A 23085-nucleotide genomic window follows, 5' to 3' on the forward strand; every position below is an offset into this window, starting at 1 on the left:
ATGATTGGCATGAATGCGGCTCGGCCTCTTCCAAGCTACCTGATCCAGCGCTTTCACGGATGGCGCGCGACAACCTATCAGGACAATAAAGCATGGTTCCGGCGTCTGGCCGAAAGTGGCCAACATCCGCGGGCAATGATCATTTCTTGTTGCGACAGCAGGGTTCATGTCACCTCGATCTTCGGAGCCGACGAAGGCGAATTCTTCATCCATCGCAACGTTGCAAACCTTGTGCCGCCCTATAACCCCGACGGTGAATATCATGGGACGTCGGCGGCCGTTGAATACGCGGTGACCTCGCTTGGCGTGGCGCATATCGTTGTTTTGGGGCATTCCAACTGCGGCGGCGTCAAAGGCTGCCATGACATGTGCTGTGGCCTAGCCCCTGCTCTGGAAGAAAAATCGTCCTTTGTTGGCCGTTGGATGGACATCCTTCGCCCCGGCTTTGAACGGATCAAGGATCTTCCTGAAAACCTGCGTCCCCGCGCATTGGAAAAAGAAGCGGTGCTCGTCAGCCTTGAAAATCTGATGACCTTCCCCTTCGTGAAGCAAGCCGTGGAAGAAGAACGCCTGACGTTGCACGGTCTGTGGAACGACACCGGGGAAGGCGCGCTGGAACATTATGATCAGGGCAAGGGGTTTGTGTCTGTCTGACACGAACTTGCAATGCGTTGACCTTGCCCCATATCGCGGCAGGAAGTGGGGAATAAGACATGCAGGAAATCGTTTCGCTCGCGGCAGCAAATTTGCTGTCGCCCATGATCCTAAGCTTTGCGCTTGGTCTTTTCGCGGCTTTTGCGCGATCTGAACTGACCATTCCAGAGGCCGCTGCAAAGGCCCTTTCGATTTATCTGCTTTTTGCGATCGGCTTCAAAGGTGGCGTTGCCGTTGCCGATCACGGTGTGGACTTGAAGCTCATTACCGTTATGGCCGGGGGGGTGCTTTTGTCCTTTGGTTTACCCTTTGTCGCCTTCGGGCTGCTACGCGTCCTCACGCGGCTATCGGTCGTCGATGCGGCGGCGACTTCAGCCCACTATGGCTCTATTTCCATCGTCACATTCGTCACGGCGATTTCGGTCTTGACCGGGCGCGGAATTGAGTCCGAGGGATACATGGTTGCCGTTGCGGCGGCGATGGAGGCTCCGGCGATCATCTCGGCGCTCTGGCTGGTCTCCCGCAATGGAACCGGCACCAAAATGGATGCCGACCTGTGGCGTGAAATCCTTCTCAATGGCTCGATTGTGCTGCTTGTCGGGTCGTTCCTGATCGGGGCTATCACCGGACAAGATGGCATGGCGCGGATCGAAAGTTTTGTCGTGTCGCCGTTCCAGGGGGTGCTTTGCCTCTTCCTTCTGGATATGGGGCTGGTCGCGGGGCGGGGGCTTCGGGGTGCCCGTGGTCTTTTGACGCCGCAACTCTTCTTGTTTGGGATGTTGATGCCGGCTGTAGGGTCGGCCTTCGGGCTTGCAGTCGCTCTTGCCCTTGGTCTGACGCCGGGTGGCGCCGCGCTTTTGATGACGCTTGCCGCGTCGGCAAGTTACATCGCAGTTCCTGCTGCCATGAGGGTCGCCCTGCCCGAGGCGGATCCTGCGATTTATCTGACCCTGTCCCTTGGCGTCACCTTTCCCTTCAACCTTGCGATAGGCATTCCATCCTACGTCGCCCTGTCCTCCATGATGATCGGAGCCTAAGATGCAAACTCACAAAGCCAAGCGTGTAGAGATTATCATCGAAGCCCCAATGGAAAAGCGCCTGACCGATGCCTTGAAACAGGCGGGCGTGACCGGTTTTACGATCTTGCCAGTTCTGGGTGGATCTGGCCGCTCTGGCCATTGGACAAGAGAGGGGCAGGTCGGCCGTTCCGGAATGGTCGCGGTGATCTGCCTAATCCGCCCCGAGCGGCTGGATCAATTGCTGGAAGCCGCTTTTGCCGTGGTCGAGCGCCATATCGGCGTTGTCTCTGTCACGGATTGCGAAGTGCTTCGAGCCGAAAGATTCTGATAGATCTTCAATTCGAAAAGTAGCCGGAAATAAAAAAGGACATCCAAGGCTGTCCTTCTTATCAGGGGTATTCCGGTAGACTTAGGCCATGTGCCCGAAGACGCTGACACGACGCGGAGCGGCGTTGGCGGTGTGCTCGCGCTTTGGCATGAGAGGAGCCAGCGACTCGGCGTAGCGGCGCGAAGAGGGCGAGAACATTTCGGAGATCGTGTTGATCAGTTCTTCTGCTTTCTGGGTCATGGCTTAGTTCCTTCTGCTGTAACTCTCTTATAGCCCGCAGAGGTGCCCGATGCATTTGCTCGAAGTGATGGCAGAGGGGGGAGATGGTATGGCGATTGTTCTTATGGAACGGGCGATACGTCCTTTGGTATGTGCAAAGTCCTTTCTACAAATCGCTTTGCCCTTCATCTTTCCAATAAAAAAGGCCAGCAGAAGCGGGCCTGTCTTTTCTCGGGTAGAAAGGAATCATCCTTTCTTCAGGCAACGTTGCCCCAGAACTTCAGCGATCTGCATAGCATTCACAGCAGCACCCTTCCGCAGGTTGTCCGAGACGCACTACAGATTCATGCAATTTTCGATGGTCGAATCCTGCCGGATGCGGCTGATTTAGGTGGCATATTCACCCACACATTCGATCGGGGTGATGTAGCCACTGGCTTCACGTTTATCGACAACCAGAAAACCTGGCGCCTCGCGCAAGATGTCGGTCGCTTCTTCCCAGTCGAGGAAGTCTTCGAATTCGATGTTGATGGCTCCTAATGGCCTACAAAAACCGGCACGCGCACACAGGTCGCGGTAACCTTGATCTTCGGATCAAGGATATTCTTGGTCTCACCCGAGTCCAAGAAGACGTCGATATGCGGGATCACGTTGAAGGCGATCTGCTTGGGATGAACCTTCGGCTCTACTTCCAGACCGGGGACATACATGCCCTTGGTCTGGTTCCAAAGTTCATCCATCGCCGCCGGAGACCGACTGATAGGTCGAGACGACAACGCGCTTGATGCGGGCGCGGTGATCAAGCACTCTTTTGCAGAACCAACGGCGCGTGGTTCAGGTTGTCGGCTGTCCGGCGGCTGCGAAAAATTGGCTGCGCGTCTGCGGCTTTGCGCTTGGCGAGTTCCGATTTCACGGCAAGGGCGACCAAACGGTTCTGGCGAGCTTTGAGGATCAAGGTCATGGTTTTGTCTCCAGAGATGAGTGTGGGGCTTAGTTGAGGTCTGTTTTCAGGTCGGCAGCAAAAAGCGCCTGCATTTCTTCCCGTGTCACCCGTTCGCGGCGACGATCTACATTTGCGGGTACCATCGTAGCGACAACCTCGGGCGTCGCATGAAAGGGAAACACAGCCGCGAAAACAGAACGGAACGGGGAATTGGAAGTCATCAGCATGGCGCAATCTCCTGTAGGCCCCCACCCACGAACATACTTACGGATGGGGCACCGCCAGAGTTTCAAATAGGGCTAAAATTCTTTGGAATTTTTCTGGAAAAATCATAAAGGTCTGAATTCAAATGAAAAAACCCGCCACAATGGGCGGGTTTTTCGCTTGGCTGTGGTGACGGTTAGCCTTTTTTAAGGCAACGTTGGCCCAGAACCTCGGCAATCTGCACGGCATTCAGCGCAGCACCCTTGCGCAGGTTGTCAGACACGCACCAGATGTTCAGCCCGTTTTCAATCGTGCTGTCTTGCCGGATGCGGCTGATATAGGTGGCATATTCACCCACACATTCGATCGGGGTGATGTAGCCACCGGCCTCACGTTTATCGACAACCAGAATGCCCGGCGCCTCGCGCAGGATGTCGGTCGCTTCTTCCCAGTCGAGGAAGTCTTCGAACTCGATGTTGATTGCCTCGGAGTGGCCGACAAAAACCGGCACGCGCACACAGGTCGCGGTAACCTTGATCTTCGGATCAAGGATCTTCTTGGTCTCGGCGACCATCTTCCACTCTTCCTTGGTCTCACCCGAGTCCAGGAAAACGTCGATATGCGGGATCACGTTGAAGGCGATCTGCTTGGGATACACCTTCGGCTCTACTTCCTGACCGGGGACATACATGCCCTTGGTCTGGTTCCAAAGTTCATCCATCGCCTCTTTCCCGGTGCCGGAGACCGACTGATATGTCGAGACGACAACGCGCTTGATGCGGGCTCGGTCATGCAGCGGCTTCAGCGCCACCACCATCTGCGCGGTCGAGCAGTTCGGGTTGGCGATGATCATCTTGTTCTTGTAGCGCACGACATCATCGGCGTTCACTTCCGGCACGATCAGCGGGATCTCTGGGTCGTAACGGTAAAGCGACGAGTTATCGATCACGACGCAGCCTTGGCTTGCAGCCTTGGGTGCATAGACCTTGGTCGCGTCGGACCCGATGGCGAACAGTGCAATGTCCCAGCCGGTGAAATCAAAGGTGTCCAGATCCTGGGTCTTGAGGGTCTTGTCCCCAAAGCTTACCTCGGTGCCCAGCGACTTGCGGCTGGCAAGCGCGGCAATCTGATCCACGGGGAATTCACGCTCGGCCAGAATGTTCAGCATTTCCTTGCCAACATTCCCGGTAGCGCCGACGACAACGACCTTATAGCCCATCTGGCCCTCCTGACGTCAAAAGACGGGGCCGCATAGCGCAAAGGCGTGCCCGTGGGAAGGGCTGTCCTGTCGCAGCACAGCAAAAGGCGCGGGACTATGGGATTTCAGTCCGTTCTGTCCTGCGAAAAGACATAAATTGCCAACCCCACGGTGATCCAGACTGCCATCAGCGCAAAGAGGGCGGTGAAGGGGGCGGTAGCGGGCTCTGGCACTACGGCGGCATGAACACGCCCTGTGACCAATTGCAAAAGCCCGGTGGCGGCGATTCCAAAAAGGTTCAGCAGCGTCACCCCTCGACCGATCAGATGTGGCGGGATGAAAGCGCGTCCATGCGCAACCGTGATCGGGAAAGAAGCCCCAAAGAACCCGACACCCGCCAGCAAGGCCAAAGTCGACCAACCGCCAAGGCTGGGCATCAGCCAAAGCCCGACAAAGCAGGCAAGGGTCAGCAGATTGCCGGCAAGGATCACGCCCTTGCGGGTCTTGAACAGCCTTTCCAACGGGCCATAGGCAAAGTTGCCAGCCACCATCGCCAGACCCATGATCAAGCTGGCCTGCCCAATCAGCGCGGCATCAGCGCCAAAAACATCGCGGTAGTAGGGGCCAATCCAAAGGCCGCGTATGGCAGCAGCTGGCGCATAGCAAGCAGCCATCATGATCAGCACCGGCCAGAGTGCGGGCATCTTCAAAAGGTCCAGAAGGCTTCCTTTCTGGGCGCCTTCAACCTTTTCCGGGTCGCGGATCAGAACAAACAACAGCACAGCAATGGCAAAGGTCACAATCGACAGCGCCCAGACCGTGGTGCGCCAGCCAAAAGCATCAACCGCCATCGTCAGCGGAAGCGAAGCCCCGATGTTCCCAAGGCTGCCGATGCCGATGGTCACACCGGCAAGCGTGGTGAAGACGGCCGGGGCATAGGTGCGGGCGAAGATGTAGAACGATCCCATCAGCACCGGCGAACATCCCACGCCGATCAGCGCCATTGCCACCTGAATTGCGGCTGGCCCTTCCGCCAATGCAAAGAGCGCCGCGCCGCCACCACCGCCAATGGCTAAAGGGATGGCCGAGGTCAGACGCGGTCCGATGCGATCCAAAGCGAAGCCAACGGGCAATTGCATCACTGCAAAGGCCAGGAACCAGTAGCCAGACGCACTTGCAAGATCGGCTGCACTTGCTCCGATGTCTTGCCCCAAAACAGGCGTCAACACGGCAAGAAATGCCCGGTAGAATTGGCTAAGCACATAGGCCGCGATCAGGGCCGCAATTCCAGCGCGCATGAAAGTTCCTTTTCTTCGGGATGATCCCGTTTCGAGGCGACAAGGTAGGGAAACTCCCCGCTTGCGCAACCCCGGAAATGGGCGCCTGATCGACCAAGGTAACGCGCCCATTCTCACTGTGAGGAAACACCATGTTGGCACGGTTTTTTGGACTGGTACTTTCGACATTTGTCGCTGCCGAAGCGGCTTTGGCCAATGACGGTTTCGGCGGCATCAGCGCGACAGGTCTGACCTTCGGGAAAACGGATGCTGTCGCCATGGTCGAAGAAGACCTGTTCATCGGGATTGAAAAGATCTCTGTCGACTATCTGTTCCGCAATCTGACCGACAAGGATGTGACCGGTGAAGTGATCTTTCCGATTCCACCCATATCGCTTGGGCAAATGATGATGTCGGATTGGAACCTGCCGGATGATCTGGAGCGTGAAAACCTTCTGAATTTCACCGTTCAGGTTGAAGGCCAATCGGTGCCAGTAAGGATTGATCGCATCGCCGTCGTTGAGCCGGTATGGGAGGAAGGGCGCCCCCTTTCCGAACAATACGACACCCCCGGCCGCGATGTGACCGCGCTTTTGCGGAAGTTGGACCTGCCCATGACGCTGGACACGGACGAAGTTATGGCGGCCCTTTCCGCCCTGCCGATCGAGGCGCGCCGGGAATTGGCTGATGCGGGCGCTGTTGAGATGTTTGGCGAAGGGGCTGGTCCGGATGAGATTTTGCCGAACTGGTCTATTGTGCTCCGCTATCACTGGAGCCAGACCTTTCCGGCAGGACAGGATCTTCGAATTTCCCATGCCTATGAAAATCGGCCTTGGGGCGGGATCTTCATCTGGCGCGATCCGCCAACTGATGAATGGCTGGTGGACTTGCAAGCGCGCTATTGCATCGACAAAGGCACCTCTGCCGCGATCATGAAGCGGTTGAAAGGTAGCGCGTCCAGCGGCGAGGATTATGTGACCGGCATGTCCTATAATATCGCCTATGTCCTGCGGACCGCGAATTCATGGGCGGGGCCGATTTCGAAGTTCCGCCTGACGCTGGACAAAGGCGCGGCAAACAATGTGATTTCGCTCTGTGCCGATGGGGTCAAGAAGACCGGTCCAACGACTTTCGTGGTGGAAAAGACGAATTATTCGCCCGATGCCGATATCGAGGTTTTGGTCGTCCTGCCGCTCTCGGAATAGTCCAAGGTCAATCCTGCGGCGGGGCGCCTCCCTCGGCCTTGCGCGCTTCAACAAATCGGGCAAGGCGCTCTTTTACGGCATCGGCCTTGGGTTGAGCGCCTTGCGTCTCTAGCACCTTTTGCCAAATCGCCGTCGCCCGTTCCGTCGACGTTTGGCCGCCATTCGCCAACCAGTTTCCGTGGTTTGAAAGATCAGCCACCAATGGCGCATATAAGGCCTGTTCATAGCGTGCCATCGTATGTTCCGCGGCAAAGAAATGCCCGCCCGGCGGCACCTCGGCCAAGGCGTCCAGCGCAAGTTCTTCTGGCGCTTCTTTCAGCGGTGCGCAAAGTTCGGCCAGCATTTGGCAGGCTTCGACATCGTTGATGAACTTTTCATAGCCAAAGCACAGGCCCCCCTCCAGCCAGCCAGCGGCATGGACAACCAGCGTGGCATTGGCCTGCATCGCGCCCCAAAGGCCGTTACTTGTTTCCAACCCCGCCTGCATATCGGCCACATTCGACGCCGCCCCCGAGGCCGAGCGCCATGGCAGGCTGATATGTCGAGCTAATTGGCCCGATCCGATTTGCAGGCGGATCATCTCGGGTGTGCCAAAAGCCGGGCTTCCGGACTTCAGATCAACGTTTGAAGCAAAGCCTCCGTAGCTGACGGGAGCACCGGGTTTCGTCATCTGGGCCAGCGTGATCCCGGCCAAGGCTTCGGCATGTTGCAAGACCAAGGCCCCTTGCACGGTTACGGGAGCCATCGCCCCGGCAAGGCAAAAAGGGGTGATGATGGCCATTTGGCCGTGGCGGGCGAAGTCGATGATGCCTTGCGCCATCGGCAGATCCAACTGCCGCGGGGAATTGGTGTTGATGACCGTATAGCACCAAGACCCTTCGGCCCAGTCCTCCTCGGACAGATCAAGTCCCAGCCGGATCATCTTGAAGCAATCTTCGACCTGCCCCCGCCCGCGGGCATAGATGAACATGGGCTTGGTGGCCAAAGCCATCTGGCTTTCCATCATCGCGTAATGGCGGAAATGGGCGGGAACATCCTGCGGCTCGGCCGACGGGCCAAGGATGTGAATGACATCAAAGGCTTGTTGCAAACGGATGGTTTCGTCAAAGCTTTCAAGGCTTCCCGGTCTGCGCCCCCGCAGACGGTCGGTCACGTTTGGGCAACCCGCTCCGGGGCCGAACAAAAGCTGACCTTGCGCGTAAAGACGTTCATGCTTGGCTGCACTGGCGCGCAAGCGCCAAGACTTTGGCGCGCTGTTCGCAAAGCCTCGGCCACCAGGTCACGGCCGATAAAGACCATGTCGCCGTCCACCCATGCCCCCGCTTTTTGCAGGATATCAATGGCTTCGGGCAGCAGGATCTTCATTCCTGCGGTTTCCAACAGATCCAAAGCGGCCTTGTGGAGGGCTGAGATCCCATCCTCACTTCGCACCTTTTGCGGTGTGAAAGGATGCCTCAGGTCTACATAATCGACCATCCGGGCCGTGCGTTTGCAGGTTCTGGCCATATGGCCAGCCTAGGCGGGCAATCCGGTTAAGGATTGCCCGAAAACGACGGGATCATGCCGCTGCCATGCGGGGGGCGTTTTCCTTGACCGGAAGATGGACGATGGCCGAGAACGCCCCGACGCCCACGCCGATCCACCAAACAAGGGTGTAATCGCCTGTAATGTCGTACATTTTTCCACCCAGCCAGACCCCAAGGAAGCCACCGATCTGGTGCGACAGGAAGACTACGCCGTAAAGCGTGCCCATGTAGCGCAACCCGTAAAGATGGGCCACCAAGCCGCTGGTCAAGGGCACAGTCGCAAGCCACAAGGCGCCCATGACGGCCGAGAAGATCAGCACCGATTCCGGAGTGATCGGCATCAGGATGAACACCGCAGCGGCAATGGTGCGGCCTGTGTAAATCCCTGCAAGCAAATACTTTTTCGTGTATTTCTTGCCCAACCATCCGGCGGTGATGGTGCCCACGATATTGGCCAGACCAATCACCGAAATCGCCACAGCGCCAAGGGCCGAAGTGCTGTTGATGCCCATGCCCGCGAGCATGCCCGAAGGATCAATCGGGCCACAAAGTTCGGTTACGAAAGCCGGGAAATGGGCAGTGATGAAGGCAAGTTGATAGCCGCAGGAAAAGAAGCCAAGGAAGATCATCGTATAGGACGGATCTTTGAACGCCCGCACGAGCACCTGCCCCAGACTTTCTTCAAGCTCTTGTTTTGAAGCGACTTTCGGGGACCGAATGAAGGGCAGAGCAAAGAGCGAGGCGAGGATGATCACGGCAAAGATCAGGAAGACTTGCTGCCACGGGAAAGTTTGCAGCAGGAATTCGGCCGTAGGCGCGCCAATCACCTGACCCATCGACCCGGCGGCGGTGGCGATGCCAAGCGTCAGCGAGCGATGTTCCGGGGCGGCGGCACGGCCAACGACGGCCAGAACCACCCCGAAACCGGTGCCGGCAATGCCGAATCCAACAAGGATTTCAAGGAATTGATGAGATCCGGGCGTGACCGCGAAAGACGAAAGCACAAGCCCCGCGGCGTAGAAAATTGCCCCAAGAACAATGGCTTTGCGGTCCCCGAATTTCTCGGCCACGGCCCCGAAAAGCGGCTGGCCGATGCCCCAGGCGAGGTTCTGGATGGCGATGGCCAGTGAAAATTCCGCCCGCGCCCAGCCGAATTCGCTGGCGATCGGGATCTGGAACACGCCGAAACTGGCGCGGATGGCAAAGCCCAGCATCAGGATCACACAACCGGCGATCAGGACGGGCGTGATCAGGGGCGCTTTTGCGGTATCGGTCATGGTGGTCTCCTGTTCGGAGGCGGAAAGTGCGCCCGACCCGCAGCAGGGTCAAACGCTTTCTTGTTCCGGTCACAATTGGCGTGTTTTTCGCGTGGGACTTCCGTGTGCTTTGCGTGGGATATCCGTGGTCACAGTCTGTGGCGCGGAATCGTCCCCAATTTAGCAGAAAACGGTAGGATCGGGACCGATGCGTTTGCCTTTGTCTAGGGTGGCCATCGCGGTCATTTCTTCGGCTGTCAGGGTGAAGTCGAAGATGTCGATATTTTCGGCCTGACCCGCGGCGCGGCTGGACCGGGGGATGACGGAACAGCCCAGTTCGACATGCCAGCGCAGGATGACTTGGGCCGGAGACTTGCCGCACCGCGTGGCGATGGCGGCAATCACGGGGTCTGCAAAGGCACGGCCGCCCCCCAGCGGTGTCCAGCTTTGGGTGACGATGCCCAGACGGTCATGCAGCGCACGAAGTTCGGCCTGCTGAAGATGCGGGTGCAACTCGATCTGGTTGACGACGGGCGTGACACCCGTTTCACCGATGATCCGTTCCAGATGGTCGGGTAGGAAGTTCGACACGCCAATCGACCGCACCCGGCCTTCGTCGCGCAGGCGGATCAGGGCACGCCATGTGTCCAGAAAGCGGCCTTTGGTCGGGCAGGGCCAATGCACCAGAACCAGATCGGGGGAAAGGCCAAGCCGCGCTTCGCTTTCGTCAAAGGCGGCAAGCGTCTTGTCGAAGCCTTGGTTGTCGTTCCAGATCTTGGTTGTCACGAAAATCTGGTCACGGGCGATATCGGCATCGCGCACACCGTCGCCCAAGCCACGTTCATTGCCATAGATGGCCGCCCCGTCGATCAGCCGATACCCACGAGAGATGGCGCCGGCGACGGTCCGCGCTGTCGTTTCGGCCGGGATCTGCCAGACCCCAAGCCCAAGCCGGGGAAGACGGTTACCATCGTTCAGTTTCAGCTTGGTCATGTCCGGCCTGTTCCTTTGCCGACCATGATCGACCATGGGGCGGCAAAGGATGCAAGTGGAAAGGCGGGGCCTGCGATCAGCGGGGCGCGTAGGGGGCGCGGGTCAGGTCGACGGCTTGACCTGTCGCGGCGCTTTCTTGGGCAGCCATGCCCATCGCGACAGCCCACCAGCCATCTGTCAGGCTGACCTCGGGGGCCTGTGCGCCACGCGCGGCACGGGCAAAGCCCTGATGCTGGTAGAAGGTCGATCCATTGTGATCGCCAGCCGCCAGAATGGTGGGGTCAACCGGCACGTCCAACTCACGCGGGCCTTTCGGGTCACGCGGGCTGACGATGACCTTTGGCACGGGTGGTTCGCCCAGATGTTCGGGCCAGAACCGCCCCGGACCGGGCACAAGGCATTCGATTTTGCCCAAGGGGCCAACGGCCGAGATTTCTTCCTGATAGCGAGCGCCTTCGGCGAACATGCACAGTTCCAGCATGGCGCGCAGACCGCTTTCGAAATCCACGATCACATAGGCGTTGTCCCAGATGTCGGGGGTTTCTCCGTCATAGCTTTCGCCAAGGTGGTTCACCGCCTGCCCGCCCGAGGCCATGACGCGCACCGGGTTGCAGCCTGCGATCAGGCGCATGAGGTCAAAGAAGTGGCAGCATTTTTCAACCAAGGTTCCACCGGAATTGCGGTTGAACCGGTTCCAGTCGCCAACCTTTTCCAAGAACGGAAAGCGGTGTTCGCGGATGGTCAGCATCTTGATGCCGCCGGTGACCTCGGGCGCCTGCTGGATCAGATGGGCGACGGGCGGCATGTAGCGATATTCCATCGCCACCCAGATCGGGGCCGGGTAGGCCTGCCGCAGCGCCGCAAGGCGGGGGGCGTCGGCGGGGTCGGTGAACAGAGGCTTTTCACACAGGATCGGAAGCGGCCGGATCGCGGCGATTTCTTCAAGCTGCGGCAGATGCAGATAGTTCGGGCTGACGATCAGCAGCACATTGACATCAGGGTGGCGTACGACATCGGCAAGGCTTTCGACCAGCGCCGCGCCGGGGGCGAATTCTGCGGCCTTGCGGCGCATCTCGGCATCGGGTTCAAAGATCGCCGCGACGCTGGCTTTTTCCAAAAGCGCGATGTTGCGCAGGTGTTCCTGCCCCATCATGCCGCAACCGATGATACCGTATTTCAGATCCATGTTTGTCTCTATTTCAGGCGGGCCACATAGGCCACTTTGTCAGGGTCATACCAAGTGAACGAAGCTTCGACCGAGCGTCCGTCTTGGCCCCAGGTCACGCGGGTGATCAGGGGCAGGGCGGTGCCGGGTGCATGGGGGAATTCAGGTGGCGCCCATTCGGGCACCCGGCCAAGCCCGACCCGGTCTTCGGCGCGACCGATCCACAGGTTCAGGGTCTGGCGGTAGTAAAGGTAAAGCGATTCCGACAGGTCGGCTGGAGTGATCTTTTCGGCAAAGGCCCCGTCCAGCCAGATCTCTTCGACGGCGGCCACGGTGCCAGACAGAAAGCGCAGGCGGCGGATTCGGTGCCCATCGGGTGAGGTGCCGAATTCGGGCAGGGCCGGATCTTTGGGAAGGCGGTCGACCGACAGAACTTGCGCCGTGGGCAAGCCGCCGCCGGACAGAAGTTCGATCCGCAGCAGGGCATAGACCGAGGCCGGGTCGGATTTCGCCCGGATATAATTGCCCGAGCCTTGGATGCTTTCCAAAAGCCCCTTCTCGGCCAAGACCTTAAGCGCCTGCCGCAACGTGCCGACGGCAATGCCAAGATCGGCCGCCATCTCGCGTTCCGGGGGGAGCCGCGAGCCGTCAATCAATCGGCCAGACGCGATATCGCGGATCAGCAGTTCGCTGATCTGCATGTAAAGGGGAAGGGCGCCCGGTTGCGATTTAGCTTGCGACATTCGCAGTCCATGAATTGATACAGGATTGATTTACATTTTGTCCGGTGTTACGCAAGACAAAAGATGAGTCCCAGCCAAGGGATTTCGGGGCCCGAAAAGCGGGCAGGAATAGGGAGGAAGTCATGACGGTGGTGCCTGTCACCTCAGCCGATCTCGATGCTGCAGAGGTCAGCTGGTTTGCTGCCCTGTGTTCAGACGATTACCAGTTTCTGGGCGTTCCGGATGAAAATTTGCGCTCAAGCTGGGAACATTGCTCGGACATTGTGAAGGCGGCAGAGGGCTATGGCTTTCGAAACATCCTGTGCCCCAGCAGTTATCAGGTGGGGCAGGACACGCTGAGTTTCGTGGCGGGCTGTGCGCCGATCACGGATCGCATCAATTTCCTTGCCGCCATTCGCTGTGGCGAGGTTCAGCCCGTGATGCTGGCGCGGACGGTGGCGACGCTGGACCACATGCTGAAAGGCCGTCTGACGCTGAACGTGATTTCGTCGGATTTCCCCGGCGAAGTGGCCGACAGTGCCTATCGCTACAAGCGGAGCCACGAGGTTGTCGAAATTCTGCGTCAGGCTTGGACGCAGGATCACATCGAATATGACGGCGACATCTACAAGATTTCAAAGCTGTCATCCGATCCGGCGCGGCCCTATCAGCAAAACGGCGGCCCGCTTTTGTACTTTGGCGGCTATTCCCCCGATGCGCTGGAGCTGTGCGGGGCACAGTGCGACGTTTACCTGATGTGGCCGGAGACCAAGGAAATGCTGGCCCAGCGGATGCGCGATGTGCATGAGCGGGCAAAGGCGCATGGCCGGACGCTGGATTATGGTCTGCGGGTGCATATGATCGTGCGCGATACCGAGGCCGAGGCGCGGGAATATGCCGAGTATATTTCGTCCAAACTGGACGACGAATATGGCAAGCTGATCCGTGACCGGGCGCATGATTCCATTTCGCTTGGTGTGGCGCATCAGGCGCGGGCGCGGGAATTGGCAGACAAGTTCGGTTATACCGAACCAAATCTGTGGACAGGTGTGGGCCGGGCTCGGTCCGGTTGCGGGGCGGCCTTGGTCGGCAGCACCGATCAGATCCTGAGCCAGCTGGAAGAGTACCGCAAGATGGGCATTCGGGCCTTTATCCTGTCGGGCTATCCGCATCTGGATGAGGCGCAGCATTTCGGCACGAAGGTCTTGCCGCAATTGAAGACCTGCTCGTTGCCGCATGAATATGGCCGGGTGCCGGACAGCACCCCGGCTACCCCCCTTGGAACTGGAGTTCGTCGCTGATGCAAAAGGTTGAAATCGCCCCCGGCGTTGCGCTGTCCCGTCTTGTCTATGGCATGTGGCGGCTGGGCGATGATGACAACACTGCGCCCTCGCATGTGCAGGCCAAGATCGAAGCCTGCTTGGCGCAGGGCATCACCACGATGGATCAGGCCGACATCTATGGCGGCTATGCCGCCGAGGCGTTGCTGGGGGCCGCGCTGAAGGCCGCGCCGGACCTGCGGGACAAGATCGAGATCGTCACCAAATGCGATATCGTGGCCCCTGTGGGCCGCCATTCCGCCGCGCGGGTGAAGTATTATGACACCAGCGCCGCCCATATCACGGCCAGCGTCGAGGCCTCCTTGCGCGAGATGGCGACGGACCGGATCGACCTTTTGCTGATCCACCGGCCTGACCCGCTGATGGATGCCTGTGAAACCGGGGCGTGCCTTGATGCGCTGGTGGCCAGCGGCAAGGTGCGGTCGGTGGGTGTGTCGAACTTTCGGCCTTGGGATTTTACCTTGCTGCAATCGGCGATGAAATCGCGTCTGGTCACGAACCAGATCGAAATTTCGCTGTCCAGCCATGCGCCTTTCACCAATGGCGATGTCGCCTTTCACCAAGAGCGTGGCATTCCGCTGATGGCATGGAGCCCGCTGGCTGGCGGCAGCTTGCTCTCTGGCTCGCAAGCCCCGCTGCGCGAGGCTTTGCACCGGATTGGGACCGAACAGGGCGTCGATTGGTCGGCGGTGGCGGTGGCATGGCTGTTGCGGCACCCGTCGCGCATTCTGCCTGTTCTGGGCACGAACTCTTTGGAACGGATTACGAAAATTTCTGACGCCACCCGCGTCGAACTGGATCGCCAGACATGGTTCGAGCTCTACACTCATGCCATTGGACATGAGGTGCCCTGATGGCGGATGGAGCGACGATGACAGAGATGGTTTTCACCCCAGACGGAAATGCACGGGCCTTTCGCGATGCCTTGGGGCGGTTTGCGACGGGCGTGACCGTGGTCACGATTGCGGGGCCAGAAGGGCCGATGGGCTTTACCGCCAACAGCTTTGCGGCCGTGTCGCTGGACCCGCCGCTGGTTCTGTGGTCGCCTGCAAAATCTTCGTCGCGCTATGTTCATTATGAAGCGGCCGAGCACTACGCGATCCATATTCTGGACGAAGAACACGGCGCATGGCTGGCCCGTTTTGGCCGTGGCGGTGAGGGCTTTCACGGCCTGAGCCACGAGATCAATGCCGAAGGCGTTCCGGTTATTCACGGCGCTTTGGCACGGTTTGATTGTGTCCGCCATGCGGCCCATGAGGGAGGCGATCATCTGATCGTTGTGGGTCGGGTGTTGCGGGCCGCGCATCGCGAAGGTGCGCCTTTGGTCTTTTCGCAAGGCCAGTACGGACGGTTCACGCCCGGCCTCTGACAAGGCCGGGAGTTTTGCCCCTTTGGGAGAGGGGGCCAAGGGAGGAGAGCACCGATGGGTGCATTACTGGGCGTCATCCGCGGCTTCGCGGCGGTCAACGGCAGCCTTCTGGCGCTGGGCCGCTGGCTGGGTGCAGGCTGCATGGCCGTTATGGTGGCCGTGATCCTTGCTCAGGTCTTTTACCGCTATGTGCTGAACAATGCCCTTCCCTGGCCCGAGGAAGCCGCACGCTTTCTGATGCTTTGGGCCACGGGGCTGATGGCCGCAACAGCCTTTCGCCGGGGTGGCTTTGTTTCGATCGAGCTTTTTATTGCCATGATGCCACGCATGGCGGCATCGGCGCTGTCGCTGGTGCTTTTGGCGCTGTGCCTTCTGGTCCTGTGGATCGGGATCAACATCGCGTGGAAAGAAGTGACCGGCATCGGCGGGCGCTTTGAAATGGATGCGCTGCGCTATCCGGCGGCGTGGGATTTCTCGGTCTGGGCAAAGGCCCCTCGGGCGGCGCAGATGGCGTCAATGCTGGTTGGCCTTGGTCTTCTGATCCTTGTCTGTCTTGAACTTATCCTGCGCAATATCGCCACGCTTTTGGGTCAGCATGACCGGCTTCCGCTGATCCCCGAAGCCGTTTCATTGGGGGCTGAATGATGCTTAGCTTCTTTCTTCCCCTTTTCATGGTGTTCCTGTTCCTTGGCCTGCCAGTGTTCTTTGGGCTGGTCGCTGCGCCCGGCATCCTGTTGTGGCTGAACGGTCAGGAACGCGACATCATCCTGCTTTACCGCAATGTCTATAATGGCATGGACAGCTTTCCGCTGATGGCCATTCCGTTCTTCATGATGGCAGGCGAGGTGATGAACCGGTCGAACATCACGCTTCGACTGGTCGAATTCAGCCAAGCGATGATGGGGCATTTGCGCGGCGGACTTGCCCATGTGAACGTGCTGTCCTCGATGCTGTTTGCGGGGCTTTCGGGTTCGGCTGTGGCCGATGTCTCGGCGCTGGGCTCTATGCTGATCCCGGCGATGGAAAAGCAGGGCTACACCCGCCGCTTTGCCGCGGCCATCACGGCGGCAAGTTCGATCATCGGGCCGATCATCCCGCCTTCGGGCATCATGATCATCTATGCCTATGTCATGGGCGAAAGCGTGGCGGCCCTGTTCCTTGCCGGCATTGTTCCGGGGGTGCTGATCGGCGTTTCGCTGATGGTCGTGATCGGCCTGATGGCGGACAAGTACGACCTTCCCGCAGCAACAAAGCGGGCCACCTGGGGCGAGCGCGGCACGGCAAGCCTGCGGGCGATCTGGCCGCTGATGACCCCTGTGATCATTCTGGGCGGTATCCTTGGCGGAGTCTTCACCCCAACCGAAGCAGCTGCGATTGCCGTGGGTTATTCGGTCTTTATTGGCCTGTTCGTGATGCGGACGCTGAAGCTTAAGGATCTGCCCGATATTCTGATCCGCTCGGGCATCACTTCGGCTGTGGTGTTGCTGCTGGTCGGGGCTGCGATGGCGTTCAAGACCGTGGCAAGCCTTGCCCACACACCGGAAATGCTGGCCGATTTCATCCTTGGCCTGTCCGACAATCCATATGTGCTGCTGTTCCTGATCAACATCCTGCTTTTTATCGTGGGCATGTTCCTTGATGCAGGACCGGCCATCATCATCCTTGGGCCGATCCTTGGCCCCATCTTTGTCGAGCTTGGGGTGAACTCGGTTCACTTTGCCATCATCATGGCGGTCAACCTGACCGTGGGGCTTTTGACGCCGCCGATGGGGCTGGTGCTGTTTGTCACCTCATCGGTCTCGGGACTGCGCGTCGAAACGGTTGCCAAAGCGGCCCTTCCGTTCCTTGCTGTAGAAGTCGCCGTGATCTTTTTGCTGACCTATTTCCCCGCACTGACGCTGACGGTTCCGCGACTGTTCGGGTTCGTTCAATGATCTTCAGATAACAAGGGAGGAAACCAATAATGCTGAAGAAGACCCTCAAGTCACTGGTTCTGGCGACGGCGCTTGCCAGCACCGCTGGCATGGCTGTGGCCGCAGATATCACGCTGCGTGCCACTGCAAACTCGAATGAAAATGACGAAGATTACGACGGTCTCGTTGTCTTCAAGAACTACATCGAAAACGCCTCGAACGGCGCGATTGCTGTCGAGATCTTCATGGGCACCCAGCTGTGCGCCAAGCCCGATGAATGCATGGCGGGCGTCGCTGATGGCTCGATCGACCTTTACATCTCGACCTCGGGCGGTGCAGCGGGTCTGTTCCCCTATGTTCAGGTGTTGGATCTGCCTTACCTGATGTCGGATGACCGCGTGGCCGAAGAAGTGCTGACCGGCGATTTCACCCGGATGCTGCGCAAGATGGCACTGGCCGACAGCGGTGATTCGATCCGCCTGATGACCATTGGCAACACTGGCGGCTGGCGGAACTATGCCAACACCAAAAAGCGCATCTCTGCGCCGGGTGATCTGGCTGGCATGAAGATGCGCACCGTTCCGGCTGATCTGCCGCAGACGCTGGCCACCACCCTGGGTGCTGCGCCGACGCCGATTCCGTGGCCGGAACTGTTCACCTCGCTGCAAACCGGCGTGGTTGAAGGCACCGCGAACGGCATCACCGACATCATGTCGATGAAGTTCACCGATGCTGGCATCAAGTATCTGACGCTGGACGGCCACAGCTACATGGGCGCGTTCTGGTGGATGAACAATGCCCGTTTCAACGGCCTGACCGACGACCAAAAGCGTGTGGTGCTGGATGGCTTCGCCGCGCTTCAGCAGGCCACCTTCGCTTCGCCCAAGCGCAAGGAAATTCAGGCCTATGCTGATTTCCGCGCGGCCGGTGGTGAAATCTATGTCCCGAGCGCCGACGAAAAAGCCGCCTTCAAGGCCGCTGTTGCACCGGTCTTTGACTGGTTCAAGGCAAACGTGAAGAACGGCCCAGAAGTTCTGGACGCCTTCATGGCTGCGGCCAGTGCCGCCGAGGCAAAGATTGCCGAAGAGCGTGCAGCGGATATGAACTAAGCCGCTTGAATGAAAAACGCCCGGAGGAAACTCCGGGCGTTTTTATTTTATTTTTAAGGATTTAGAACAATCCGGCATCCTTGGCCAGAACGGCTGCCTGGGTTCGGTTCGCGGCGCCGATCTTGCGATACAGCGTCTTGACGTGCAGCTTGACCGTCGGTTCCATCAGGTCCAGATCGCGGGCAATCTCTTTGTTCGACTTCCCTTCGCACAGGCCCTGCAAGACTTGCAGTTCCCGCTTTGACAGTTTTTCCGCCAACGGGTTTTGCGAAGGATCATCGGTGGCGGCGGTCATAAAGTCGATGGGCGCGTATTGCTCGCCCATGGCCATGAACTGCACGGCATTGGCCAGCGATTTGGCGGGAAGCGTCTTTGGTAAGAAACCCGCCGCCCCCAAGTTCAGCGCCTGTTCCGCGATATCGCGCGGAGCAATGCCAGACATCAAAGCCACACGATTTGCGCCGGGTTGGGCCAAGGCCCGCTTCAATCCTTCCAGCCCGTTCATTCCGGGCATCCCAAAATCTAGGAGGACCAAATCAAACGGACCGTCCTTTTTCACGGTTTCCAAAGCCTGGGGTAGGTCTTTTACCGACATCGCCTCGATCTTTTGGCTTTCCAGAAACAGCACAAGCGTGTCTCTCAGAAGGTCGTGATCGTCGGCAATCAATATGCGCATCTACTTATTTCCTCTCAATCTTTCGTTGAGTCTATCGCTGCCAGTGCTGTTCCGACAAGGGTTTCTGTCGAAACAGGTTTCCCCAGAACCTTGAAAAAATCAGGATCGTTTGAGCTTGCTTTAGCCTGGTCACGGGATTTCCAATCCGTAAGCGCGGTAATCAGAATGACCGGCAAGTTGGGCCGTAGATCTTTAATAGTACGCGTTAAGTCTGCACCACTTATGGCCCCCATGTCAAAATCTGTGATCACCAAATCAAAGGCATCAGGGTCTTCTTCAAAGATTTCGATAGCATCTTCGGGTTCCGAGGTGGGGGCAACGGCAGCACCGGCACGTTCCAGCACCGCAGTCCAGACGTCCAGAACGGACTCGGCATCGTCTACGACAAGAATTGACACGCCACTCAGTGGTTTCGACTTTGCCCGATCGACGTGGATTTGCTGAGTTTGCTTGGCTGCAAGCACACCAGACGGGGCGGCGTCCAACTGATGTTCGGACAGAGTTGGTCCAGCGGGCTTGCTTTCCGGGGCTGTGTGGTCGGAGGTAGAGAGGGGAAGAAGAATGCGAAATTCTGCGCCCTGCATCGCGCTGCGGTGCAGACTGATCGCACCTCCTGCCGCCCGGACCATGTTGGTCACAATCGAAAGACCAAGCCCCGTGCCGTTTTTACCCTTTGTCGAATAATAAGACGCAAAAACAGACTTTGCCGCTTCTTCTGAAATGCCATCGCCGCTGTCTGAAAGAACAAGGCAGGCATAGGACAATTCCGGATCGACCGAGCCGCGTTGTTCCATTCCGCGATCGTTTAAATCATCCTCCGTCGCTTTTCGTAGGGCCAACCGTAATTCCGCTTTTGCGGTATTAGTTTTACGGCCCAACAATGCATCGCGGGCATTTACGCCCAAGTTGAGGATGATCTGCAGAATATCCGTGCTTTCCACATCGGCAAGCAGGCGGGTATCGGCGACCTGTACATCGAGTTTGATCGAGCGCGACAACGCCGGCCGCAGCATTTCGGCCGCTTCGTGAATGACTGGGCCAAGTTCGGTTGTATTGCGATGGCTGGGGCGTGCGCCCAAAGCAAGAAGCCGGCGGACCATAGCCTCGGCCTGAGCGGATGATTTCAGAATGCGTTCGGCATGGTCCCAATCCGGCGAATTGCGGGGCTGGTCTTCCTTGATCAACAAGGCAGAGCCTGAAATCGCGGCCAGAAGGTTGTTGAAGTCGTGGGCGAGGCCTGCCGCCAGTTGCCCGATGACCTCTCGCCTTTGGGCCAATTGCAGTTCCTCGGTCAGCTTCATGCGCTCTTCCTGGTCGCGCAGACGTTCGGACATGTCGCGCACAACCCAGATATGGGTGCCGTCACGATTGGGGGTGATCGAGATCTCGATCTGGGTCAGCTTGCCCGAGCCCGGCGGAAGCAGGACGTTGCCGTGCCAGTTCGGCGCGCCTGCCTTCAGGGCGGGCATTGCCTCTTTGGCCACGACTTCGGCGACGGCAGGCCCCATGATGGTTGCCCAATGCTGGCCTTCAATCGGAAGCTGGTCTCGCATGCTGAACATCTCTGCAAAGACCTTGTTGGCATAGACCACTTCGCCCGTGATCTTTATCCGCGCCATACCATCCTGCGCGGCGTCCATCGCCGCCTGTCGGTCAAGCACGGCCCCTGCCTCTGCCTCTTTCAGCGCCGTGATGTCGACACGCAGGCCCACCCAGTATCCGTCTGGGGTCTGCTTGTTGACGACCCGGATCCAACGCCCGTCGGTCAGCCTGACTTCGCTGGCCCTGTCCTCTCCTGGCTTGCCAAACATACGGTCGAAAAGTTGTTCACGCGTCATGCCCTGGCGATTATCCAGAAGATTGATTTTCAGCGCGTGGTCATGGATTTCGTCCTTGGTATTGCCCGGAACCAGCACGTCTTCCATTCCGGGATACATGCGACGGTACTTTTCGTTACAGAGAACGAGCTTGCCGTCGCGGTCGTAGATCACAAAGCCGTCTTGAAGCGCCTCAAGCGCTGCCAGCAGGATCACGCGCGACTCTCTGGCCTGCGTGATGTCCAGTTGAACGCCAACGTAGCCGGACACCTGGCCAGCGGCGTCGAAAATGGGCTGAATGTCATTGCTGACCCAGATTTCGCGTCCGTCTTTGGTGATGTTCTTCATTTCCTTCTGGACCGTCTTGCCAAGCGCCAGTTCTCTCTCGACAAAGACGGACTCGCTTGGGTCGGTGCTGGGATGGCGAAGGAAATCCGAGGGAACGCGGCCGCGGATTTCGGGCAAGCGCCAGCCTGTCGCTTGCTCAAAGGCCTCGTTCACCCATGTAACCCTGCGTTCGGCATCGGTCATGATGACGTAATTCTGTGTTCGGCGCGCGACTTGGCTGAGGCGCGATATTTCCTCGGCTTGCGTTACTTCGGTCGTGACGTCGCGCAGGACGAACAGCGTCACAGAGGTGTCCTTCGCCTCGGCACCGGCGCCTTCGCGACTGACCGCGGTGGCCTTTATCCAACGTACCTCACCGTCGCCCACATCAATCTGGAAAGGCGCACATTCCCCTCTGCCCGTCTCTGCCACGGTCTGAAGCATATAGCGCCCCAAGGCAGCCAGATGATCGGGCAGGGCGTCTTCAAAGGTTCGACCAACAATCTGGTCCATGAACGGTGCCAGAAAACCGTTCGGCTGTGAGTGATGGGTGATGATGCGGCCCGTTTCATCGACCTCGATGACAAGATCGGGAAGGGCGGAAAGTGTTGCTTTCAACCGCATCTGCTCTAGCCACAGCGAGGATTGGGCCTCGGCAGTCCGGGCCTCGATCCGGCCCTGGCGATAAACCGAGCCTATGGCGTTGGCAATGGATTGAAGCAGATAGACCATACCCGGTAGGAAGAAATAGCGGTCCCATGTGTGATCTACGGTCAGAACACCAATCAGAACGCCGCCATCCATTATCGGCAGTAGCGCCATGGATTCGCAGGAGTCAAATTTGCTTAACACGCAGGTCGGGTCGTTGTGCTGCCGGATCAAAAGTGCCGGCTGGCCCAAGGAAAGTTGGGTCATGAACGACGGAACAACCTTGTCCCAATAGACAACGTCCGATTCCGCAGATCGGCTGCAATCGGGACTTGTCCAACTGATTTCGTGGCGAAGGCCCCCAAGCGGCGTAACCAACCCTATCTGCGCACGGTCGGCTCCTGTATGTGCGCAGATCCGGGCAAGGCTGTCGGCCAGCCTCCGATCAAGGTCGGCGCCGCTTGCGGTCAAGATGTCGTTCAAGACATCAACCATCATCTCTTGGGCGTTGGTCAATCGCCCGATCGCGCTGCTGACAACCTGAAAGGGAAGGTCGAGAGAACTAGCCGAGGGGGCGTCTTCGTGTAATCCGCGGTTGCCGTTGATCAGTGAGGCAAGTTTTTCCGTCCGCTGGGCATGGAACAGGTTCGCAAGGGGTTGGGCTGAAATCTTGGCCACGGCCTGCAAGCGTTTGAAATCGTGATGCGTGAAGGCCTCTTTCGCCTCGGCCAGACAAATAAGGGAATGCGCTTCAAGGCTGGGCACGTCCAAGGGCACAAGCATGGCACTTTGAATGCCCAGTCCACAGATCTTTTCGCCAAGCGAAGTTGCATCAATCAGCCGCCGTGCCTTTAGGAAGTAGCCATTTGTCACTTGAAAGTCAGTCTCGGTCACCTGCAATTTCCCGGCAGATGCCAGCAGACGCATGGATTTGCGGCCGTGATCATGGGCAATGATCACAACTGATTGCGCATGGAACTGGGTCGTGACCAGATCGACAAGGCGCGTCAGCGCGGCGTCAAGATTGGGTTGTTTGACAAGGTGATCAAACACCTTCAGCAGTTGCCGGTGTTCCTTCAGCGCCGCAACCTCTCGTGCCAGTCGCTTGCGCATGTCATCCAAAGAAAGCTCTGCCGATGGCGCATTAAAGAGTTCACCTGACTGAATCACTTGATCG

Annotated in this window: 23 protein-coding genes and 1 pseudogene; 10 read left to right on the forward strand and 14 right to left on the reverse strand. The window is 58.4% G+C overall.

From position 1 onward, the window contains the following. The first annotated feature begins 9 nt into the window (after positions 1–9). From ACSBLW_RS15550 to ACSBLW_RS15560, 3 genes are read left to right on the forward strand one after another with little or no spacing between them, the layout of a single operon-like run. The gene (locus ACSBLW_RS15550) at positions 10–654 is read left to right on the forward strand and encodes a carbonic anhydrase (RefSeq protein ID WP_435257509.1); all 645 of its coding nucleotides are present in this window, start codon (positions 10–12) and stop codon (positions 652–654) included. Positions 655–713: 59 nt separating this feature from the next. Continuing rightward, complete coding sequence (locus ACSBLW_RS15555; RefSeq protein ID WP_435257510.1) at positions 714–1691, forward strand: sodium-dependent bicarbonate transport family permease; 978 nt, start codon at positions 714–716, stop codon at positions 1689–1691. 1 nt (position 1692) lies between these two features. Then, positions 1693–2001, forward strand: a complete 309-nt coding sequence (locus ACSBLW_RS15560) for a DUF3240 family protein (RefSeq protein WP_435257511.1) — start codon at positions 1693–1695, stop codon at positions 1999–2001. An 81-nt stretch (positions 2002–2082) separates the two neighbouring features. On the opposite strand, the gene ACSBLW_RS15565 is transcribed toward ACSBLW_RS15560, so the two are convergent. The 6 genes and pseudogenes from ACSBLW_RS15565 to ACSBLW_RS15590 all read right to left on the reverse strand — a co-directional run bounded on the left by ACSBLW_RS15565 (position 2083) and on the right by ACSBLW_RS15590 (position 5863). After that, complete coding sequence (locus ACSBLW_RS15565) at positions 2083–2241, reverse strand: hypothetical protein (protein WP_435257512.1); 159 nt, start codon at positions 2239–2241, stop codon at positions 2083–2085. Between the two features lie 225 nt (positions 2242–2466). Further along, positions 2467–3024, reverse strand: a pseudogene (locus tag ACSBLW_RS15570) (Asd/ArgC dimerization domain-containing protein); the annotation flags it as partial. Beyond that, positions 3020–3181, reverse strand: a complete 162-nt coding sequence (locus tag ACSBLW_RS15575) for a hypothetical protein (RefSeq protein ID WP_435257513.1) — start codon at positions 3179–3181, stop codon at positions 3020–3022. The gene ACSBLW_RS15575 and the pseudogene ACSBLW_RS15570, both read right to left, overlap by 5 nt. A gap of 29 nt (positions 3182–3210) precedes the next feature. Next, positions 3211–3390: a hypothetical protein gene (locus ACSBLW_RS15580; RefSeq protein ID WP_435257514.1), complete on the reverse strand. Its 180-nt coding sequence runs from the start codon at positions 3388–3390 to the stop codon at positions 3211–3213. A gap of 173 nt (positions 3391–3563) precedes the next feature. Continuing rightward, complete coding sequence (locus ACSBLW_RS15585; protein WP_435257515.1) at positions 3564–4586, reverse strand: aspartate-semialdehyde dehydrogenase; 1023 nt, start codon at positions 4584–4586, stop codon at positions 3564–3566. A gap of 104 nt (positions 4587–4690) precedes the next feature. After that, a complete protein-coding gene (locus tag ACSBLW_RS15590; protein ID WP_435257516.1) occupies positions 4691–5863 on the reverse strand; it encodes an MFS transporter in 1173 nt (390 codons plus the stop codon). A 131-nt stretch (positions 5864–5994) separates the two neighbouring features. On the opposite strand from ACSBLW_RS15590, the gene ACSBLW_RS15595 reads away from it, so the two are divergent. Then, positions 5995–7047: a DUF4424 family protein gene (locus ACSBLW_RS15595; protein ID WP_435257517.1), complete on the forward strand. Its 1053-nt coding sequence runs from the start codon at positions 5995–5997 to the stop codon at positions 7045–7047. A gap of 7 nt (positions 7048–7054) precedes the next feature. Here the strand turns inward: ACSBLW_RS15595 and ACSBLW_RS15600 are convergent, their stop codons facing one another. From ACSBLW_RS15600 to ACSBLW_RS15625, 6 genes are all read right to left on the reverse strand, one after another. Further along, on the reverse strand, positions 7055–8281 hold the full coding sequence (locus tag ACSBLW_RS15600; RefSeq protein ID WP_435257518.1) for a trimethylamine methyltransferase family protein: 1227 nt from the start codon (positions 8279–8281) through the stop codon (positions 7055–7057). Next, positions 8197–8553, reverse strand: a complete 357-nt coding sequence (locus ACSBLW_RS15605) for a trimethylamine methyltransferase family protein (protein WP_435257519.1) — start codon at positions 8551–8553, stop codon at positions 8197–8199. The genes ACSBLW_RS15600 and ACSBLW_RS15605 overlap by 85 nt, the downstream gene beginning before the upstream one ends. Before the next feature lie 52 nt (positions 8554–8605). Further along, a complete protein-coding gene (locus ACSBLW_RS15610) occupies positions 8606–9850 on the reverse strand; it encodes an MFS transporter (protein WP_435257520.1) in 1245 nt (414 codons plus the stop codon). 159 nt (positions 9851–10009) lie between these two features. Beyond that, complete coding sequence (locus tag ACSBLW_RS15615; RefSeq protein ID WP_435257521.1) at positions 10010–10822, reverse strand: aldo/keto reductase; 813 nt, start codon at positions 10820–10822, stop codon at positions 10010–10012. Between the two features lie 76 nt (positions 10823–10898). Beyond that, complete coding sequence (locus tag ACSBLW_RS15620) at positions 10899–12008, reverse strand: Gfo/Idh/MocA family protein (protein WP_435257522.1); 1110 nt, start codon at positions 12006–12008, stop codon at positions 10899–10901. Positions 12009–12016: 8 nt separating this feature from the next. After that, positions 12017–12730, reverse strand: coding sequence for a GntR family transcriptional regulator (locus tag ACSBLW_RS15625; RefSeq protein ID WP_435257523.1), 714 nt, complete (start codon positions 12728–12730; stop codon positions 12017–12019). Between the two features lie 122 nt (positions 12731–12852). On the opposite strand from ACSBLW_RS15625, the gene ACSBLW_RS15630 reads away from it, so the two are divergent. The 6 genes from ACSBLW_RS15630 to ACSBLW_RS15655 are packed head-to-tail and all read left to right on the forward strand — an operon-like array spanning position 12853 to position 18440. After that, positions 12853–14010 (forward strand): LLM class flavin-dependent oxidoreductase, encoded by a 1158-nt coding sequence (locus tag ACSBLW_RS15630; protein ID WP_435257524.1) that lies wholly within the window; start codon positions 12853–12855, stop codon positions 14008–14010. Continuing rightward, positions 14010–14903, forward strand: coding sequence for an aldo/keto reductase (locus ACSBLW_RS15635; protein ID WP_435257525.1), 894 nt, complete (start codon positions 14010–14012; stop codon positions 14901–14903). The genes ACSBLW_RS15630 and ACSBLW_RS15635 overlap by 1 nt, the downstream gene beginning before the upstream one ends. Next, a complete protein-coding gene (locus tag ACSBLW_RS15640; RefSeq protein ID WP_435257526.1) occupies positions 14903–15418 on the forward strand; it encodes a flavin reductase family protein in 516 nt (171 codons plus the stop codon). The genes ACSBLW_RS15635 and ACSBLW_RS15640 overlap by 1 nt, the downstream gene beginning before the upstream one ends. Positions 15419–15472: 54 nt before the next feature. Next, a complete protein-coding gene (locus tag ACSBLW_RS15645) occupies positions 15473–16063 on the forward strand; it encodes a TRAP transporter small permease (protein WP_435257527.1) in 591 nt (196 codons plus the stop codon). Continuing rightward, positions 16063–17352, forward strand: coding sequence for a TRAP transporter large permease (locus ACSBLW_RS15650; protein WP_435257528.1), 1290 nt, complete (start codon positions 16063–16065; stop codon positions 17350–17352). Before ACSBLW_RS15645 ends, ACSBLW_RS15650 begins: the two co-directional genes overlap by 1 nt. Positions 17353–17381: 29 nt before the next feature. Further along, positions 17382–18440, forward strand: a complete 1059-nt coding sequence (locus ACSBLW_RS15655; protein WP_435257529.1) for a TRAP transporter substrate-binding protein — start codon at positions 17382–17384, stop codon at positions 18438–18440. Positions 18441–18501: 61 nt separating this feature from the next. On the opposite strand, the gene ACSBLW_RS15660 is transcribed toward ACSBLW_RS15655, so the two are convergent. Further along, on the reverse strand, positions 18502–19116 hold the full coding sequence (locus ACSBLW_RS15660) for a response regulator transcription factor (RefSeq protein ID WP_435257530.1): 615 nt from the start codon (positions 19114–19116) through the stop codon (positions 18502–18504). 14 nt (positions 19117–19130) lie between these two features. Continuing rightward, positions 19131–23078: a PAS domain S-box protein gene (locus ACSBLW_RS15665; protein WP_435257531.1), complete on the reverse strand. Its 3948-nt coding sequence runs from the start codon at positions 23076–23078 to the stop codon at positions 19131–19133. Positions 23079–23085 lie beyond the last annotated feature (7 nt).

The organism is Thioclava sp. FR2 (genome assembly GCF_051200875.1).
Lineage (GTDB): Bacteria > Pseudomonadota > Alphaproteobacteria > Rhodobacterales > Rhodobacteraceae > Pseudotabrizicola.